This window comes from Microcoleus asticus IPMA8, from assembly GCF_013179805.1.
GTDB classification, from domain to species: Bacteria; Cyanobacteriota; Cyanobacteriia; order Cyanobacteriales; family Microcoleaceae; genus Microcoleus; species Microcoleus asticus.
Genome location: NZ_SRRZ01000047.1, coordinates 1 through 16499, shown reverse-complemented (window position 1 = coordinate 16499; position 16499 = coordinate 1). Strand labels below are relative to the sequence as shown.

Genomic DNA, 16499 nt, shown 5'->3' with positions numbered 1-16499 from the left:
TTTAGCTGTAACTAGATTTCTGGAAACCTTAGAAACTAAAGGTAGTACGCAAGACTCCGACCCAGATATCTTCGTTTCTGTTATTGTGTTCCGGATGCAAAATCACGTAAACGCCCGGTGTCACTGAGATAAAGTCATTGACTTGGAAGCGATAGAAACCCTCTAAGTGATAAGAGGTGTTGCGGTCTCTGGCTACATCACTCTCAGTAACTTTTGGCGGTACACCGAAGACGAAGCCCAGGAGATTGCCTTGCCGGCCAAAATCTCCCAGGGCCAAAGTGATAGCACCATTCTGGATCGTCGCGTCATTGTCGCCGCCCCGAAGTTGTTCAGCCTTGCTGTAACCGTACCAACCGCCAATCTGAAAGCGGGTGCTCGGTTTGAAGTTAACTTGCACCCCAAAGTTATCTGATGCGGTGGGCGATTGACCGAAGGGCCGGTTAGCCAAGGAACTGCCCGTATTGCCCATGATGCCAACATCGCCGGCTCGATTGTATTTCCGGTTGTAGCTAACACCAACGTCAAAGGCGTTGCCCAGATTTAAGTTAAGCTGGCCCAAAGCGCTGAAAGAACCGGCGAAAATGCCCCTGCCATCGGCTGGATTGGGAGCGTCGACGTCGGAACCAAGATAGGCTACTGTAGCTCTGAGGGGGCCTAAGTTGTATTTGATAGCAGCACCAGCTCCTTCGGGGCCGCGGAACACTGCTGGGTTGTAACGTCCAAACCTGGAGAGAGCACCGGTGCCACTAGCTTCCAAGGGAGAAGTCAGCTCAGCAACGTCATCGAGCCTCAGTCCTCTCGGGCCGAACCAGACTGTAGCGTTGCCTGCTGGAAAGCGATACCACAATTGATCGAGGGAGAATTCGGTGCCGTCTTCGCCGTCGATGGCGAGGCGAGCCATGTTCGTACCGGTGGCAGTGGCTGTACCGTAGTTGGCGATGTTTCTAGCTTGCAAGCGGGTTCTGAGCAAGTCTCGACCGGTGAAGCTGGTGTTGAAGTTCAACCGCACCCGGTAGCCGAGGTTGGTGACTGTGTCATCGTCCTCAAGGCGGATACCATCTCCGACGAAGGTGTCGCTGACGAGAAAAATGGCTTCTCCAGCCAATTTGGTGGTGGTGGAGAACTGGTTGGCTTCGAGTTCTGCGGTGCGAGCTTCTAGGCCGTCTACCCGTCCGCGCAGGGTAGCGAGTTCGGCTGCAAATTCTTCTTGCAGGCGTTGCAGGATGGCTAAGTCGTCTCTGGTGACCAAGTTACCTGTTGACCCAATTAGCTGGGTTATTTTGTCTAAGCAAGCGTTGACGCCGGCTGCAAATTCGTAGCGAGTCAGGGCGCGGTTGCCGCGGTAGGTGCCGTCGGGATAGCCTACGATACAACTGTAGCGTTCGACTAGGGATTGCAGGGCTTGGAATGCCCAATCTGTCGGCCGCACGTCCGATAGCTGAGAGACAGATGTCACTTGAGACATGGTTCCCGACTGTTGAGTCGGCTGTGCTTGGGGAGCAACAGGGACGATCGGGCCGCCCATTCCTGTCGGTGCTGTCTGAGCAATTTCTACCTTAGTAGCTGGGGTAGTAGCTGGGGTGCTGGCGACTGCTGGCACTTCAATAGTAGCTGGGGTGCTGGCGACTGCTGGCACTTCAATTTTCCCAGCAACTTCTGTCTGGCTGCTTTCCACTGCCAAGTCTGATGCTTGGGGCGACGGTTCGGCTGTGTCTGCTGCTGCCAGGGGTTCAGTCGCTGCTGCTGTGCTGGCGGGAGCGATGGGGGCTGCTGGCTCGATTTCGCTCCCTGTTGTTTGCAGTGCTGCTGCGCTGGTGTCTGGTTCAATTTTGGCCAGTTTTTCAGCGTCTGCGGAGTTGGCGACCGGGGTTTGAGCTGCCTCTGCGCTGCTGTTTAAAGCTAGCTTTTCTGGGGTCGCAGGGGCTGCTGCAACTGGTTCTGCAACTGGTTCTGCAACTATTTCTGTAACTATTTCTGCAATTTTTGACTCAGATGACTGAGCTGTAGCTAGCTGGTTGGCTTCAGCGGTTGCTGGAGCTTCTGCGGCGATCGCAGCGGCACTGACGACTGATGATAGACCCAGAATTGCCGGGGATACTAGCAGTAAATTCCAAAAAGTTCTGTTCATTTTCCTCACACCTTCACACTCTATTCAACACACTCTATTCAACTCGACGAGCAGCAATTCCCAACTGCTAATTTTTGTGGTTGCTTGCCTGTTGACAATAACTGCCAAAAAAATAGAACCTATCCATAACTGTTGATTCACAGTTGATTCACAGTAGGCGTGTCTACTTCTGCTTGAACTCCGGGGGCCCAGCCCTTGTACCGCCCAGGCATCAATTCAGGTCAAGCCCACATTACCTTACGGTTGATTATACCATCACCTGCTAATTTCATCTATCGATCGCCAGATTTGTTTGAGTTGCTCTGCTGGCGATCGACAACTGCTTGTACGGGAGCGACCACAATCTGCCTCAAACTGAAAACTGCCCAGAGTCTTCAGTTACGCCAGACTTAACAGACAGTTATAGGTAGGATAGTGGATGCTTGTCGCATCCCTTATACAGCTTTCGATCCTTTTATGTCAAGCTTTTTAACCTAACTTTAAACCTCGCGGCCCGGAAGAGGCTATTTCCCGCCAGGAGTCAGGAACTCAGGGATCGAGGCTGGTAAATTTACCTGCTCCGGGCCCTATTTCAGACTTGACTAATTTTAATTTTCTGATGCCCCCAGCAGTCGGGACTTGCCAGGGCGATCGCCCTTTTTGATACCGCCCGTCGGCGGGTTTAATTTCCTGCTACTTTAAAACAATTTTTTTTTGTCTGGCAGTGGCAGCCAACTGAATTTATACTAGGTGGAATTAGAGTTTTGCGGCCTCGCTGTCTGGCGTTTCACAATTAGTTTTTTTAGGCACGGCTTCGGGTTCTCAAAGCATTTTTCCTCTGTGATTTATGCCACTGCCAAAGTATCCATTGATTTTCCTGACGTTCATGACGCCTCAACCAGGTTTGAGGAAAGCAAATACTTGGTTTTAGGCGATCGCTCGAAGTTAAGAAACCCCGTTGCTGAGAGAAAGGATCGCATCCAAGACGGTTCTAATTTGCTAACAGCACAAGTAAATGCCACAAGTTATGGGAGGGCGATCGAACAACCTGTAGATTTGGCCGTTCGATATATACTATATTACATTGAGGCGTACCATCTATACTATTAGATTTATAGACACCATATATAACTGAAATGAAAAGTAGACTTCTGCTTTTAGTAGTTGTATTATTGCTATTAGGAGTGTTCTTTCGATTCATCAACATCGACAAAAAATATTATTGGTACGATAAAGCATTTACTTCCCTGCGGATTTCTGGACACACGCAAACAGAAGTGCTTCATGAAATAAGCAGCGGTCAGTTAGTAGCGGGCCCAGATTTGATGAAACATTAGCGGCCCAATGCGACAAAAAATTTTGGCGATACTGTTAAAAGTTTGGCAATTGAAGAACCTCAATTGCCTCCACTGTATTTTCTGACAGTGAAGTGTTGGGCAAAACTATTCGGTGATTCTCCTGCAGCGACGAGAAGTTTTTCAGTTTGGATAAGTTTGTTAGCGTTTCCTAACGTGTAGTGGCTGTGCCGAGAATTGTTTGCACCGCCGGAAGTGGCGTGGATAGCCGTGGGATTGGTAGCAGTTTCTGCCTTGCACGTGCTTTACGCTCAAGAAGCCCGTTCCTACAGTTTGTGGCCGGCGCTGATTTTGCTTTCTTGTGCGTCTCTGCTGCGAGCAATGCGGCTGGAAACTAAGCTGAGCTGGAGCATTTACGCAGTAGCAAATTTTCTGGGATTTTACACTCATTTATTTAGCCTGTTAGTTGCGTTCGTACACGGCATTTATCTAGTATAAACTCAAGGTTTAAGGTTGGATAAAAAGGTAGTGAGTTACTTAATAGCAAGTGCCATTTCGTTGCTAGCATTTCTGCCTTGGATGGGAATTTTGCTGGTGAATAGAAGGGCAGCAGCCGGGTCAATAAATTGGGCAGGTCTAGAAACTACCAGGCTATCTTTAGTTAAGAATTCGCTCGGAAATATCGGTCGCGTTTTATCTATTTGGGGCTAAGTTCTCATGCTCGATCGATATATATTATTGGTTTAGTGGCAGCTACTTTAATTTTAGTGGCAATCGTAGGCTACGCAGTTTATTTTCTGTGTTCTGAGACGAACAAACAGGTTTGGCTGTTTGTGATGACGGTGATGGCGGTGACAGCACTGGCAGTGCTGCTGCCGGATGTTATATTGGGAGGAATCCGATCGACTAAAGCTCGCTACCTATTTCCGACTTATTTGGAGATGCAAATCGCTGTTGCTTATCTGTTAGCGACTACAATTAGCGCGCTGTGCCAAGCTGGAAATGGCAAGTGTGGAAAGTTCTGACAGTTGTACTGTTAACGGGCGGGGTTGTGTCAAATGCCGTTAGTTCTCAAGCCGAGACTTGGTGGACTAAGGAATGGGGCCGGGAAAATCCCGCAATTGCTCGCAGGATCGATCGCACTCCAAAGCCCCTGGTTGTCAGTGATATCTCGGAAGTTAGTTTAGGAAATATACTCTCAACGAGTCATTTTTAACACCGAAAGTGCGGCTGCAATTGGTGTTGCTTGACCCGGAAGCGCGCAGTCGGGCTCAGTTGTTTCACAGACAAACTATACCCAAGATTCCTAGTGGTTTTACTGATGTTTTTGTCTACAGGCGATCGCAGGGATTTAGTGCTAAGCTGGCGAAAATACAAAACTTGAAAATCAAACTGCGGTCAGAACAAAAACCGAAACGCTGTGGCTAGGCAAGTTAGTAAAATAGTGAGGGTTTATGGAAGATTTTGGTATTATTATTGCCTGCTGCGACCAGGATTATCTGTTTGCTAAAGGTTGCTGTGCTAGCATCCGATATTTCCTGGGAGATGTGCCGATTTGTCTGTTGATTGACGGTACGTTTTCTGTGAGTGCTTTGGAAAAGTCCTATGGGGTGCGAGTTATCGATCGCACAACGGTTTCTGAAGAAGTTCTCAGAAAAAGAAGTTTTGGTTGGGGAAAAACTAAAATGATTGCTTTTTGGGAAAGTCCTTGGTCAAATTTTATGGTTTTGGATGCCGATACGATCGTCTGGGGCGATGTCCTCAAATTGGCTAATTTTCAAAACTTTGATTTTATTGTAGACAAGCCTTGTTACGATTACCCGGATGCGGATGTTTCGGAATATTTCTTTGATATTCCGGGCGTTGAGAAGCATTTCCCGAATTTTCGGTGGTCGGAATCGCGATCGAACTATTTCTGCACGGGTACTTTTTTTGCTAAACGCGGCGTTTTTAGCTTGGAAGAATACGTGGAAATTTTAGATTTTACGGCTGCAAATCCGGGGATATTTAAGTACGGAGAAATGGGGTTTTTGAACTTTATGATTTTCCGGGCTGCGCAAGAAAATCGGCTGCGGGTGCAGAATGTGGATATGCAGTTGTTGGTGCCGGATTTTGACCAGGATTTGTTGAGAAAGCAGTTTCCGGTTGAGTCAAGCGGGCCAGGGGGCGATCGCACTCAAGCGACTGTGATTCACTGGTGCGGGCCGAAGCCAAGTTTATCTAGTGGGAAAGTTTACTCGGAACCGATGAATTTTTGCCGTCGCAAGTGTCAGGAGGATGTTTGGAACCGCACGGGTTTGGAGGCCGAGATGTCGCTGCAAGTTGAGGATTTACAGCGATCGATCTACGTGTATAAGAATAAGTTTAAGAAGAAGTTTCGGCAGTTGACTGGTAAGTAGACTAGGACTTGCGGGGGCGAGGCGAGAAACCGGGAATATCCCTAGATTTCTCGCCGCCAAATCCAGCTTTTTCTAATAGTGTTCGGTCAAGAGGCTTTTTAAAACCACAGACGATCGCCGATGAATCGAGATGTTAATTGCGGTTAACCTTCGAGGGGCAAAGTTGGCCCGGCTGGGGGTAAAACTTGGCGGTGAACGCTTACTTTGTGACTTTCCCGCTGAGTTTGCATTTCGACGGCGATCGCCTCAAATTCTACTTCCATGCAGCCGTAGGGAATCTCTAACTCGACACTTGCTCGGACGTTTCCCAACCCGTTAGGTTTAAATTCGGTAATCCAGCGCGGGCCGTCGAGAATCAGGTAGGTTTGCCGATCGTAAACCCAAACTTTTACATAAATCCGGGGCATTAATTCCGGCAGTTGCACTTGCACTTTTACCGGCCCGCCGGCGAGGATTTCCGCCCGCGGCAATTCCAAAATTGGCATCGGTACTAACTCGTCTTCTGGCAAAACGTAGGGAGTTGGCGGAGTTACTTCTGCTGCGACAGTTGCGGTTTTTTGAGCAACTTGTTTCGGCTGCGGGGGCTCGTCAAAAACGACAAATTCTCTGGCTTCCGGGCTAGTAGATTTGGGGTCGGAAATTGTTTCGCTGGTTTCGGGTTGCTGCTGGGTTGGGCTGGTTTCTTGCACAACGGCAATTTCGTCGCTGCTATTGGCGGTGGCTTTTGGAGTTGGCGACAGGGCGGTTGCTTTCAGCCATTCGGGGGATTCGCCGTTGCTGGCTAAGGAACTCAGTCGCGACCAAAATCTATTTTGGACGTTTAAGGTTTGAAATGCCTGTTTTGTGGGTCCTGGCGGAGTTTCTGGGGCTGTTGTTGCTAATTCGGGGCTGTTTTCTGGTTTTTGGTCGATCGCTCCGATTTGCGCTGTTTTAGGGGAAGTTGGGATGTCTGAGGGTTTGGTTTGTGGGTCGATCGACTCTGCGACAGTTCGAGGCGAATTGGAGATTTCCGAAAGCAATTGCGCTCGGCTGCTGTCGGGCAGTTTGTTACCGAATGCTGGCAATTCTAGGCCGCCTGCACTTGGGGTCTGACGGGAACTCAGTTGAGGGGGTAAGGGCTCGTTTGTTGGAGATTCGGCGGGGGAAGGAGGGTCTAAGGATTTTTCTACTAGCTTGAGAAAAGATAGATTTGTGGCGCTCCGAGGCTGTTTTGAGGCTGTTAGGGAGGGTTCGGCTTGATGCTTTTCTTCGATGAAATTGTCTTCAATTGCTTCTAGAAGATGCTCTAAACGGGCTGTAATTGTGAATGCTTTGGTGGCTAGGGTGACGCTGCCGCTGCTGAGAATAGCTTCTCCTAATATTAGGCGGCTTTTGCACTCGGCTGGAATGTAGGTGACGCAGGCAAAGATGCAGGGGGGAACTTGTTCTGGCATCGCCTGCTGGATTTCTGCGAGAATTTGTGAGGTTTGGGGGTCGCGCAGGTAAATTTGCAGTTGTGCTGAACCGATGAGTTGTTTGAGTTCTAGCGCTTCGGATTCGGGGATGAGAGTTGCTGTTTTTCTGGTTGTTTGGGGGGGTTGGGGAATGTCGATTTTCCCGGAAATGATTAAGGGGCGACCGAGTTGGGTGACGAAGGTTTCTCGATCGAGGACGAGTTCGAGTTTGACGCCCGGTTTGGGTTGGGCGGTTGGGGGAGTGGGGAATTGGTAGATTTTGGCCTGCTGCGGTGCTGTTAAGGCTGCTGGGATTTGGGTTGGTGCGGGGCGATCGACCGGTGCGGCGATTTGTGGGGCTGCGCGATCGGCTGGTGCTGCGATTTTTGGTGCTGCGGCGGAAGTTGCGGGTTCGGTTTGGTCGATCGGCGGTAGGGGTTCGGAGGTTTCCGATTCTGCGGGCAATACTTCCAACTGAACGCCGTACTGCCAAGGTTTTGCTGGTGTTGATTTGGGATCTGGCAAGCACGAGAGTTCCCACAGTCCGGGCTTGAGCCTGGTGTAAGGAATGATCACGACTAATCCTTCGGGGTTGGTGCGGGCCGATCGGCTTTGGACTTTCCGCTGCGCCCCTTCGTCGAAGGAAGTATGGGTAACGCGAATTTCGATGTCGGTGTTGGGGTGCTGAATGCGAGCAACGACGCGGTATTTGCCTTCTAGAATTTCCACGTCGGAGGTTTCTAGGGGCAACCAGGCGCGATCGCCTTCTTTCTGTAGCAAAAATTCTAATTTTTTCATCTTTCTTTCCCCTTGAAGGCTCCCGCTTGATTCGTCACAGCTTGGCAGCGGGCTGTTGAGCGACAGCTACAGGCATTGAATTGCTTGCTCACTCTGTACAGACAGATATATAATCGACGAATCACAGCCAATTTTAGCATAAGCCATGTGATTGCCCGCTATCAGTACAGATTCTACCCGACAGACCAACAGCGATTGAGGCTAGCTCAGTTGTTCGGTTGTGTTCGAGTTGTCTGGAATGATGCGCTAGCGTTTTGTAAGTCTTCTGAAAAGTTACCAGGGTACAGTAAACTTTCTGCCATGCTCACTCTGTCTAAGAAGACAGAAGAAAGGCAGTGGTTGAAGGAAGTTTCATCAGTGCCATTACAGCAATCTATAAGACATTTGGATGTAGCCTATCAAAACTTTTTTAAGTCTAGAACTGGCAAACATAAAGGTAAAAAGTTTGGTTTACCTAAATTCAAGAAAAAAATAAACAATCAATCTGCAGAGTTTACCAAAACAGCTTTTTCGCTATCAGGCAATTATGTTTACCTCGCCAAAATAGGTAGTATTAAACCTATTTGGTCTATAAATTTACCGTCAGCACCTAGTTCTGTGACGGTAATTAAAGACTGTGCCAATAGGTATTTTCTCAGTTTTGTAGTTGAGATAGAACCTGAAACAGTTGAGCCTATTAATCAGTCTGTTGGGATTGATTTAGGTTTAAAGACTTTCGCAGTTCTTAGCAATGGTGAGAAGTTCGACAGTCCTGACTACGCAAAACATGATAGAAAAATTAGAAAACTACAGCGTAAATTAGCACGTCAAGAGAAAGGAGCTAATCGAAGGAATAAAACAAGAGTAAAGATTGCTAAATTGCACAACAAAATAGCTGACACTAGAAAAGATTTTCTGCACAAACTCTCGACTAAAGTAGTGAACGAAAACCAAGTAATCACTTTAGAAGACTTGAATGTCTCAGGAATGGTTAAAAACAAGAGGCTAGCTAGAGCTATTAGTTTGCAAGGTTGGCGCGAATTTAGATTGTTGTGTGAAGCAAAATCCGAAAAGTTCGGTAGAACTTTCAACACTGTCAGCAGATGGGAGCCTACAAGTCAAGTTTGCTCGTGTTGTGGTTACAAATGGGGAAAATTGGATCTGAAAGTGAGGAATATCACTTGTTTAAATTGCGACACAACTCACGATAGAGATGAAAACGCAGCAAAAAATATAGATAAAGTCGGGATAGGAAACTGCCACGACTCTAAACGGACACAGAGAAAATGTAAGACTACTTCGGTAGCACATTTCGATGAAGTGTCAAGAATCACCGCACCTGATATTCGGTGAGTGTTTCAAAGCCTATCACCTGTGTCGGTCAAGAGGCCGACTTACCAAGGACTGCCGATAATGCTGAAAGCTGCCCAATAATACGGATGGGATAAATCTTTGCTGTCGAGTTTGGGGATGGACGGGGGCAAGGGAGTTTCGCCTCGGGAACTTCGCAGTTGACCGCGTTCGATCGTCACTTTGCCTTCAATCGCACCAATTTGTGCTTGCCTGAGAGCTTCTGCTTTAATGATTGGAAGGTCTTTTGGCCTGCTGATTTTTAACTGCTGGTAAAACTCTGTCATCATGGCGAGAGTCCCCGCATCGCTAACGTACCACAGGCTGGCGAGGGCTGATTTTGCTCCCGATTGCAGTGCTAAACCGGCAAATCCGAGTTCTGCTTCTTTGTCTCCCAAGGCGGTTCTACAGGCGCTTAATACTAATAGTTCAAGGGGCGGATTGTTCCATTTTAAATCTCTCATTTGATCTAGTCTAAGTTGTGTGTCCCAAAATTGAATGTAGGAGTTATTTGGGGTTCCAGGGCGGAATTCGGCGTGGGTGGCGAGGTGGATGATTCCGTATTTTTGTTGCAGCCGCTGGGATTGCAAGTTTACTATGGTGAAATCTTCGTTGAGAAAGGATTGACCGGGCCACTGTCGGGCGATCGCGCCCAATTCTAATGGGACTGCCGGCAGCGGTTCTTTGTTTGCCGTTTCTGAAAAATTTGATGCTCCCATTGCTAGGACTTGGGTGTTTCTGAGGTCGGTGTAATTGCTGTCTGTGAATTTGAAGGCGGGGATGCGGGCGAGGCTATATTTTTGGATCAGAAATTGCTGTCCGTCGTGCATGGCTGCTAGGGGTACGGTTCGCAAACCTTCGCCGACGCAGAACAGCAAGGTTTCAATTCTTGCTGTTTGCAAATCTGTTTCTAGGGGTGCAATTATCCATTGGTAGAGTTGTTGGGCTGGTTCTAGATAGGTGGTGGTGTTGATTTTTACGGGGTTGGTGATTTCGCTGCTGAATTCTTTGACTACTGAAAGCAGTGTCTCTTGTTTGGCTTCCGGGACGCTGCGGAGAATGGGCGGGCCATCGGGCAATATTAAGATTAATTCTAGTTGATCGGTGCGCGGGATGGCGTAAATTAAAGCTGGTTTTTTCTTTGTTTGAACTGCTAGGCGGGATAGAGTTTTTGATATTGCTTCGGCGGTTTTTGCACGGGCGGCAAAGTCTTGTTCAAAGTATTTTTGATAGTCTTCTTCCCAGTTTTGTTCGATTCTGGTTACGGCTTCGGTGAGGTTTCCCCGATCGAGTAAATTTCTCATTTCTTGCCCGTTAAGCCTGCCCTGGCCTGTGTTTTGGGCAATTGTAGCGAGGTTCGCGGTGCTCCAGCAGAAAAATATTGCTGTCAAACAGTAAAAAATAGCTTTTTTAATTTTTTTATGAGTCGTGTGTTTTTGGCGTTGCTGCTGGGATTTGTAGTGCATGGTTTTGGGAAGGTTGAGGGCGCAGTTGGCGGCAGCAGTTGGCAAAAGTTGGGCTGTGGCTGGGAATGTTTGACGGTGCTGGCGATCGCGCCACGATTATAGCATTCAAGACAAACCGCAAATCTCTGCCGTAGGGGGTGGACACCAGCACCAACAGAGTCCCCGCGCCAAGAAATTCGCGATTTATGTAAAGTTTTATAAATTATGCAGAAGTTTTGCATAAACAGGACTTACGTAAAACCGGATTTTTTCATGTAAGCCCTGTTTTCTACATAGCAACCAGGTGCATTTAACAGGCATTACCTCTAGGGCCGTCTTTGACTTTTTGCGGCACATCCGCAGTTCTCAGGTTGAATCGGGTTTTGTCTTGGTCTTGAGTGAGGAATATCCTGAATCGAGCGCCCATATATTGAGTGATTGCAGTAGATATATTCTCTGTATTTACTTATTTTAAAATAGTTAGTTTTTTCGCGCCAACTTATATCGTTTCTGGTTGCAATCCTTACGATCTAGAAGACACGGCAGTGCCGTTTCCCTACCCGGATTAATTGTAGGGAAACGGCACTGCCGTGTCCTGGCTGTCGGTAATATTAATTCCGATGCTACCGGATTTGATATTACTTAAAGCTGGACTGATTAATTGTTTTGCCTCGGAGATCTGCCCGGTTATTTCGTACAATTCGCCGAGACAGTTTTTGGTATAAGATTTTTCCCGCAAATATCCTAATTTTTTAGCATCATTAACGGCGGTTGCCAAGAGTTTAGTAACATAAATTAATGCCGTTTCTTCGACATTTGTGCGTGCCACGGGCGGGAAGCCCGCGATCGCTCTGCGCTTAAAAACTCTAAAATTTATCACACTTTCCCCGATCGATCCAATAAATGTGGCATAAATCGCCCACACTCCTAAGTTATAAATAAAAACACTTAATTATTTAGAGAATTTTATGGTATGGGTCGATCGGTTTTTACTTATTTTTTCTTGCTTCTCTTCTAGGTAACTAAAGCCTTCTTCCTTCTGCTATAGATTGTGTGCGATCGAACTTGGCACGGTGCGATCGCGATCGGACTGGGGAACGTGTCTTAGTATTTCTTCACATATCCCGATTTCGGTCTATGATATATGCCTTATGGCGTATTTGTGTTTAAAGCCCGTTACCGCGTACCGCTGATGAGTCAATCAACCAATTCACCGCTATCCCAACCAGTTTCTCGAAGAACCGCCCTCAAATTCCTCGGAGTCGGTGCCGCAGGCGGGCTGCTGGGCTACTCTCGATTTTCCAAGCCAGAGCCCACCGTTTTTGTGCAAGATTCTCTTGACTTGCCGCGAATGCTGAATCAGCGCAAAACCGTTGCAGTTGTAGGGGCAGGCTTGGCCGGGCTCGCCTGTGCTTACGAACTCTCCCAGCGGGGTTTCGCCGTAACATTACTCGACAAATCGCCCCAACTCGGTGGCAAAATTGCTAGTTGGCCGATACAAGTCGGGAACGAAACTTTTATGATGGAACACGGTTTCCACGGTTTTTTTCCGCAATACTACAACCTCAAAAGTGTGGTTGAAGAACTAGAAATTACCGATAACTTTGTATCTTTAGAATCCTACGCCGTTGTGTTTCGAGACGGCAAATACAAACCCGAAGTTTTCCGTCCCAACCATTCAGCTTTTCCCTGGAATATAGTTGACTTGGGGATATCTTCTCCAAATCGGCTCAAGTGGGGAATCAATCTGACAAAGCCCGCTCACTGGCAAGTATTTCGGGAAATCGGCGGTTTTCAAACTCAAAAAACTTTCGATCGCCTCGACAATATATCAGTTGCCGACTGGGTAAAAGGTGAATTCCCGCGCGGACTTTATGACTTGTATTTTCTGCCTTTTGCTAAGTCCAGCCTTAACGCTCCTGACGAATTGAGCGCGGGAGAATTAATGCAATTCTTCCACTTTTACTTTTTCGGAAATCCAGAGGGTTTGGCATTCAACGGCACGCGGCAAGATATGGGCACGAGTTTGGTGCAGCCTATTGCCAGAGCGATTGAAAGCAAAGGTGGCAAAGTATTGACAGATGTCGCAGTCAGTGAAATTCGCTGGGAAAACGACAAGATTGATTCTCTGAGTTACCAGTCGGGAGACGTGCAGAGTAAAATACCTTTTTGGGTGAAGCGAAACGCGCTGTTAACTGACAGCAACTCTACGGAATATTTCGGGGCTGGGGACAGCGTATTTGCCGCCGCACCGTCGGGAAAAGAGGCAATTTCTCTGAGCTGCACTCACCAAGGCTGCACAGTTCAGAAACAGAACGACGGTCAATTTCACTGTCCTTGTCACGGGGCCGTTTTTGATGCCGAAGGGCGAGTTGTCAGCGGGCCTGCTCAGCGGGATTTGCCTCGATTTAAGGTAGTCGATGAAAAAGCAGATGAGGTACAGTTGGCCGCAGCGGTTAACCAATCGCAGCCGCAGAATGGGGGAGAAACATTGAAGGCTGATTACTATGTTTTGGCGGCAGATGTTCCGGGGATGCAGCATTTGTTTAGTTTGGCCAGCGGTGAGGTGAATTCCCAGGTGCAGAAGCGGATCGAGAGCTTGAACATAGCCGATCCGTTTGCGGTGTGCCGTTTTTGGTTCGATCGCGACTTTCCCTGGGAACACAGCAATTTCAGTTCGCTTTCCGGCTACAAACTGACTGACAGCATTACGCTTTACCACAAAATTCAGGATCAGTTTATCGAGTGGAATCAGAAAACTGGCGGTAGTGTTGTGGAACTGCACGCTTATTGTTACAAGGAGAAGGAATTTCCGAACCAGCAAGTTTTGCTGGCGACTTTTGAGCAAGAATTGTACGAAATTGTACCGGAATTAAAAGAGGCAAATATGCTGCACCGGGAATTGGTAAATCAAAAAAATTTCTCTGGATATCCGCCCGGTAGCTATGCAGAACGACCAGAAACTTGCTGCGCTGTTCCAAATCTTTTGTTTGCGGGAGATTGGGTAAAAATGCCGTTTCCTTGCGGTTTAATGGAAAGGGCAGTGAGCAGCGGTTTGTTGGCCGCTAATGCTATTTTATATCAGGAAGGTTTGCAGAGGCGATCGCTCTTGACGGTAAATCCCGAAGGCGTGTTAAAAATCTAAGGTTAGCAGGGGGGCGGGTTTTATAAATCGTCAATTATCGGCTGCTATTCTCGGTGAAACCCGCCCCCAGCCATATCATTTTAAATTTTAGATTAAAGAATTGAATAATTGGGAATGACTGATTATATAAGGGTTTGGAGCTTTACTACAGTTGCATTCTTTTTTTAAGATTAGTTACGGTTTGTGGGTGCGGTTTCGCTGAGGAGAAAAGGCAGAGCTTGCGAACCAAAAAAATATCTGCGTTGAGCGGGGTGAATATGCGGTTAAAATATTATTGAATCAGTATAAAGCAATAATAGATGCTGAAGAGTAACTGCACAATTCGCAATAAACCTGTAATGTTTGATGATTTTGCAACAGAATACGATTTCGCCGCCACCTTGCAAAATCAGAACGATTTCTTTACTAAAAACCTATCGACTAGCAAAGGTGCAGCATTAGATATTGGATGCGGTTCGGGAATTCTTGCTTTTGAATTAGCCCAGTATTACGATCGTGTAGTCGCCGTAGATTTTTCAGAAAAAATGCTGGCGATCGCCCGTCAAAAACGCTCAGCCCCCAATATCGAATACATTCAAATGGATGCCAGTCAATTAACGTTAGAGCGCAAATTTGATTTAATAGTTAGTGCCACCACTTTTCACCACTTGCCCAACCTCCCCGCCGCCCTCTCAGTAATTAAACAATTGTTAAATCGGCACGGAAAAATCGTCTTTTTAGATAATATATCGGAAATCGAAAGACCTGCTACAATAGGCTACATAGTAGGTGCAGCGAGAGATTTTCTTCCCGACTGTTCTACCTACGGATTTCGTACAGCTTCAAGATTATTAAGATTTAGACTGTCGCCAAGCTGGTTGAAACATTTAGCTAGCGACAGGTATTTGTCAGAACGGCAATTTAAAAAGATTTACAGTCGTTGCTTTCCCGGCTGTTATTTTGTAAAATTGGGTTGTTTTATGGGCGTAATCTGGGAACATTTCTAATGCAAAACAACGCGATACAATCGGTATCTGGAAGGGAACAAAAAACTCACATCCGCGAGTTGGGAATTAATCTGGATCGGTGGTATGCAATCGCCCGCAGCACCGAGGTGCAAACTCAGCCGCTAGCTGCAAAAATCTGGAATCGGGCGATCGTACTTTTCCGCGACAGTGCAGGCAAAATCAACGCTTTAGAAGATAGATGTCCGCACCGGCAAGTTAAACTCAGCCACGGTCAAGTTAAAGGCGATTTAATCGAATGCGCTTACCACGGATGGCGGTTAAATGCAAGGGGAGAATGCGCCGAAGTCGATTATTTAGCAGAAAATCAAAAGCTACCTAACTGCAAAATTCGCTCCTATCCAGCCAAGGAACAAAACGGTTTTATCTGGCTGTTTTCCGGCGACGAAACGCAAGCCGAAAAAATAGATTTATTGGATTTGCCAGAGTGGGAACATCTCAATTATATTGCCACTGTTTCAGTCATCGACTGTCAGGCACACTATTCATTTTTAATTGAAAATTTGATGGATATGTACCACGGACACTTGCACGATGATTGGCAAGCTTGGGCAAATCCGGTGTTAGATACTTTAGAAGAAAACGAGCATCAAGTAACTGCTCGCTATCAGGCACAAAGTTATTACAAAATAGATAAAATTTGGTCAATTTCTCAGTTATTTTTTAAATCTCTGCGCCGACTGCACCCGGAACCGCTGGAGGTGAGTTATGTTTACCCGCACTGGGTTTCAACTTTGGGGAGCGACTTTAAGATTTACTGCTTGGTTTGTCCGGTCAGCGAGACAGCAACTCGTGCTTATTTAATTCACTTTACCTCATTAAATGCGTTTTGGCGGCTGCACAAATTGCCGGTTTGGTTTCGCAGGTTTATTAAAGATAGTTTGTTCGGTGCTGCTCAAAAGTTATTAGATGGTTTGGTGCGGCAGGATGTGTTAATGATTGAAGAAGAACAGCAGGCTTTTTTGCAGAATTCAGAAAGAAAAAGTTATGAATTAAATCGAGCTTTAGCCAGCGTGCAAAAGTTGATCAGAAGTCAGGCCGAAAATGGGTAATTCAGGATCGGATTGAAGCCTACAGCGGGACGAATGAAACCAGCCTGCACAGGCTAAGTTGAGAGTTAGCCTTTCCAAGCTTGAGCATGGTATTATAGCAACAGGGAAAATTGACTGTCGGGAAGCAATTACCAATCACACCTAACACAGGACTCCAGCATGAACCGTGTCAGCATCAAGGGTGAGGAACACCCCATTAGAAAAATCTTTAGCGATGACTTTATGTTCACCATTCCCCTCTACCAGCGTCCTTATGCTTGGACAAATGAGCAAGCTGGAGAACTGCTGGAAGACCTGCTAACATCATTGGGAGATGGTAACGACACGATTGATCAACTCAACCCGTACTTTCTAGGCAGCATTGTTTTGATCAAATCTGGGCCGCCAGAGGCTGAAATTGTAGGCGTTGCTGAATCAAGGTATGAATGCCCCAGGAATGGGAATATCGTGAAATTTCAAGTAATGTATTAATAACTTAATAGAATGCTTGAG

The 16499-nt window shown here is 47.0% G+C and carries 19 protein-coding genes; 15 read left to right on the top strand and 4 right to left on the bottom strand.

Annotated elements, in window-relative coordinates; genetic code table 11:
• Positions 1–28 precede the first annotated feature (28 nt).
• Entirely contained in the window at positions 29–2128 is a 2100-nt protein-coding gene (locus E5S67_RS14270) for an iron uptake porin (protein ID WP_172188236.1), read from the bottom strand.
• A gap of 195 nt (positions 2129–2323) precedes the next feature.
• On the opposite strand from E5S67_RS14270, the gene E5S67_RS14265 reads away from it, so the two are divergent.
• The 9 genes from E5S67_RS14265 to E5S67_RS14230 all read left to right on the top strand — a co-directional run bounded on the left by E5S67_RS14265 (position 2324) and on the right by E5S67_RS14230 (position 5801).
• Complete coding sequence (locus E5S67_RS14265) at positions 2324–2521, top strand: hypothetical protein (protein WP_172188234.1); 198 nt, start codon at positions 2324–2326, stop codon at positions 2519–2521.
• 426 nt (positions 2522–2947) lie between these two features.
• Positions 2948–3217, top strand: a complete 270-nt coding sequence (locus E5S67_RS14260; protein ID WP_172188232.1) for a hypothetical protein — start codon at positions 2948–2950, stop codon at positions 3215–3217.
• Between the two features lie 26 nt (positions 3218–3243).
• Positions 3244–3444, top strand: a complete 201-nt coding sequence (locus E5S67_RS14255; protein ID WP_172188230.1) for a hypothetical protein — start codon at positions 3244–3246, stop codon at positions 3442–3444.
• Positions 3445–3639: 195 nt separating this feature from the next.
• Positions 3640–3900, top strand: a complete 261-nt coding sequence (locus E5S67_RS14250) for a hypothetical protein (protein WP_172188228.1) — start codon at positions 3640–3642, stop codon at positions 3898–3900.
• Between the two features lie 30 nt (positions 3901–3930).
• Positions 3931–4113 carry a hypothetical protein gene (locus tag E5S67_RS14245; protein ID WP_172188226.1) on the top strand — a complete coding sequence of 61 codons (183 nt, stop codon included), beginning with the start codon at positions 3931–3933 and terminating at the stop codon, positions 4111–4113.
• Between the two features lie 35 nt (positions 4114–4148).
• The gene (locus E5S67_RS14240) at positions 4149–4427 is read left to right on the top strand and encodes a hypothetical protein (RefSeq protein ID WP_172188224.1); all 279 of its coding nucleotides are present in this window, start codon (positions 4149–4151) and stop codon (positions 4425–4427) included.
• Entirely contained in the window at positions 4412–4618 is a 207-nt protein-coding gene (locus E5S67_RS14235) for a hypothetical protein (RefSeq protein WP_172188222.1), read from the top strand. Before E5S67_RS14240 ends, E5S67_RS14235 begins: the two co-directional genes overlap by 16 nt.
• Before the next feature lie 8 nt (positions 4619–4626).
• The gene (locus E5S67_RS32420; protein WP_216670447.1) at positions 4627–4830 is read left to right on the top strand and encodes a hypothetical protein; all 204 of its coding nucleotides are present in this window, start codon (positions 4627–4629) and stop codon (positions 4828–4830) included.
• 26 nt (positions 4831–4856) lie between these two features.
• Complete coding sequence (locus tag E5S67_RS14230; protein ID WP_172188220.1) at positions 4857–5801, top strand: hypothetical protein; 945 nt, start codon at positions 4857–4859, stop codon at positions 5799–5801.
• Between the two features lie 143 nt (positions 5802–5944).
• On the opposite strand, the gene E5S67_RS14225 is transcribed toward E5S67_RS14230, so the two are convergent.
• Complete coding sequence (locus E5S67_RS14225) at positions 5945–8032, bottom strand: hypothetical protein (protein WP_172188218.1); 2088 nt, start codon at positions 8030–8032, stop codon at positions 5945–5947.
• A gap of 147 nt (positions 8033–8179) precedes the next feature.
• Here E5S67_RS14225 and E5S67_RS14220 point away from each other — a divergent pair, with 147 nt between their 5' ends.
• Positions 8180–9364, top strand: coding sequence for an RNA-guided endonuclease TnpB family protein (locus E5S67_RS14220; RefSeq protein ID WP_172188216.1), 1185 nt, complete (start codon positions 8180–8182; stop codon positions 9362–9364).
• Between the two features lie 41 nt (positions 9365–9405).
• Here E5S67_RS14220 and E5S67_RS14215 read toward each other — a convergent pair whose 3' ends face one another.
• Positions 9406–10665 (bottom strand): CHAT domain-containing protein, encoded by a 1260-nt coding sequence (locus E5S67_RS14215; RefSeq protein WP_246276788.1) that lies wholly within the window; start codon positions 10663–10665, stop codon positions 9406–9408.
• A gap of 117 nt (positions 10666–10782) precedes the next feature.
• On the opposite strand from E5S67_RS14215, the gene E5S67_RS14210 reads away from it, so the two are divergent.
• A complete protein-coding gene (locus E5S67_RS14210; RefSeq protein WP_172188208.1) occupies positions 10783–10929 on the top strand; it encodes a hypothetical protein in 147 nt (48 codons plus the stop codon).
• 442 nt (positions 10930–11371) lie between these two features.
• On the opposite strand, the gene E5S67_RS14205 is transcribed toward E5S67_RS14210, so the two are convergent.
• Positions 11372–11686: a hypothetical protein gene (locus E5S67_RS14205; protein WP_172188214.1), complete on the bottom strand. Its 315-nt coding sequence runs from the start codon at positions 11684–11686 to the stop codon at positions 11372–11374.
• Between the two features lie 264 nt (positions 11687–11950).
• On the opposite strand from E5S67_RS14205, the gene E5S67_RS14200 reads away from it, so the two are divergent.
• The 4 genes from E5S67_RS14200 (at position 11951) to E5S67_RS14185 (ending at position 16478) form a co-directional block, all read left to right on the top strand.
• Positions 11951–13951, top strand: a complete 2001-nt coding sequence (locus E5S67_RS14200) for an FAD-dependent oxidoreductase (protein WP_422614747.1) — start codon at positions 11951–11953, stop codon at positions 13949–13951.
• Between the two features lie 299 nt (positions 13952–14250).
• On the top strand, positions 14251–14937 hold the full coding sequence (locus tag E5S67_RS14195) for a class I SAM-dependent methyltransferase (protein WP_172188212.1): 687 nt from the start codon (positions 14251–14253) through the stop codon (positions 14935–14937).
• The gene (locus E5S67_RS14190) at positions 14937–16007 is read left to right on the top strand and encodes an aromatic ring-hydroxylating dioxygenase subunit alpha (RefSeq protein WP_172188210.1); all 1071 of its coding nucleotides are present in this window, start codon (positions 14937–14939) and stop codon (positions 16005–16007) included. Before E5S67_RS14195 ends, E5S67_RS14190 begins: the two co-directional genes overlap by 1 nt.
• A 159-nt stretch (positions 16008–16166) precedes the next feature.
• Positions 16167–16478, top strand: coding sequence for a DUF262 domain-containing protein (locus E5S67_RS14185; protein WP_246276787.1), 312 nt, complete (start codon positions 16167–16169; stop codon positions 16476–16478).
• Positions 16479–16499 lie beyond the last annotated feature (21 nt).